2 protein-coding genes are annotated in these 1,863 nt (G+C 58.1%); one reads left to right on the top strand and one right to left on the bottom strand.

The features are described 5' to 3' along the window. Positions 1 to 173: 173 nt before the first annotated feature. Complete coding sequence (gene galU / locus TX78_RS05485) at positions 174 to 1,082, bottom strand: UTP--glucose-1-phosphate uridylyltransferase GalU (protein WP_044494293.1); 909 nt, start codon at positions 1,080 to 1,082, stop codon at positions 174 to 176. Positions 1,083 to 1,296: 214 nt separating this feature from the next. On the opposite strand from galU, the gene TX78_RS05480 reads away from it, so the two are divergent. Further along, positions 1,297 to 1,776 (top strand): pyridoxamine 5'-phosphate oxidase family protein, encoded by a 480-nt coding sequence (locus tag TX78_RS05480; RefSeq protein ID WP_044494292.1) that lies wholly within the window; start codon positions 1,297 to 1,299, stop codon positions 1,774 to 1,776. Positions 1,777 to 1,863: the final 87 nt, after the last annotated feature.

Raw genomic sequence — 1,863 nt, 5'->3', positions numbered from 1 at the left:
GCACGCTGCATGGGTCGCACCCAGATAACCGGTACCAATCACACTGATATTCAAAGTCACGCGCCTCATCATAGATGTCTCGTTACTTAATGCAGGCCAACCACTCAAGATTACCGATGAACCGCGCCTATTCTGCGGTCAGTTGAATCGTCAGGTGGACCCACCGCAGGGGATTAAAGATCCTGAACGAATTCCTTGAGCCATGTCCGCAGATCCGGACCCAGATCCTCACGATCCACCGCCAGAGTTACCACAGCCTTGATATAGCTGAGCTTATCCCCGGTGTCATACCGACGACCACGGAAAATCACCGCATGCACCCCACCGCCCTCAGCGGCCGGCTTGCCAGCCATAGCCTGCAGAGCGTCAGTGAGCTGAATCTCATTACCCTTACCCGGAGGAGTCTGCTCCAACTGAGCAAAGATCGCCGGATGCAGCACATACCGACCAATAATGGCCAGGTTCGACGGCGCATCCTCAGCCGCAGGCTTCTCCACCAGGCCCTGCACCGGCACCACCTGCGCACCCTCTTGTTGATCCGCTCCCCCGGCATCGACCACACCATAGGAAGAGACGTTCTCCTCAGGAACTTCCATCACCGCGATCACCGAACCACCCAACTGCTGCTGGGTTTCCATCATCGTTGTCAGAAGCTCATCACGAGGATCAATCAGATCATCACCTAGAAGCACCGCGAAGGGCTCATCACCGACGTGCTGCTTCCCGCACAGCACCGCATGGCCAAGACCTTTAGCCTCACCCTGGCGCACATAGTGGATATCCCCCAGCTGGGTGGCATGACGGACCGCTTCGAGCTTCTTGGTATCGCCCTTGGCCTCCAGAGTGGCTTCCAGGTTCGGGGCCCGGTCGAAATGATCCTCCATGGCGCGCTTATTACGCCCGGTGATCATCAAAATGTCATCAAGACCAGCTTTGGAAGCCTCAGCCACCACGTACTGGATAGCTGGCTCATCCACCACCGGCAGCATCTCTTTAGGCATCGCCTTAGTGGCAGGAAGGAAGCGTGTGCCCAGGCCAGCAGCCGGAATCACAGCTTTTCGAATGGGGGTCGCATTAGTCACCAGGTCATCGTATCTGGGATCCCGAACCCCGCTGTTAATGCCACTAGCCGCGTCACTTATTAGGCAGAGCTGCCGTGGACGATCTACCTGTTCAAAGACCTGGACGAATCGTGACACCCGCTCTTGAATCTCGGGCAATTACCGGGCACCGCAAAGCCACCAATCAGGAGCAGCTGCCTACACTCGCCTTCCGACCACATCACAGGAGGAGACTATGGCTCAGCACACCCCTGAGGACTTGATCGCCACACTCAAGGACATCGGTACCTGCATGTTCACCACCGTGGACTCCACAGGACGCCTGGTATCCCGGCCTATGGCGGTATCTCATATTGATGAGGATCACCGGTTCTGGTTCTTTACGCCGGTGGATTCAGAGAAGATCGACGACGTCTTGGGCGACGGCCATGTCAATCTCGGATTCGTGGCTGACAAGACTTGGGTTTCTGTAGCCGGTACCGCAGCTCTCGTCACTGACCCTCAGAAGAAGGCTGAGCTGGATGACCTCGGAGCGGAAGCATACTTCAGCGACGGCGCGGACGACCCCGACGCCGCTCTTCTGTGCGTCACCCCGGATACCGCCCAGTACTGGGAGGGACCTGGCAAGGCCGGCGCGCTGGTGAAGCTGGTGAAGTCCTCACTCAGCAGCGAAGATACTCCAGAGATGGGAGACCACGGCAGGGTGAACCTGTAACCATCCCCTGAACCACACGTGGAGGGCCCGGGCCTGCACTCAGCTGTTGCGAGTCAGGTCCGGGCCCTCAGTGCTTACGGTGCGTAG

The organism is Nesterenkonia massiliensis, assembly GCF_000455245.1.
Classification (GTDB): Bacteria; Actinomycetota; Actinomycetes; order Actinomycetales; family Micrococcaceae; genus Nesterenkonia; species Nesterenkonia rhizosphaerae.
This window is presented reverse-complemented; position numbering and strand designations above follow the sequence as displayed.

Bases quoted from the DNA above. Each gene is read 5' to 3' on its own strand.
- TX78_RS05480 (WP_044494292.1), top strand. From the start codon at position 1,297: ATGGCTCAGCACACCCCTGAGGACTTGATCGCCACACTCAAGGACATC.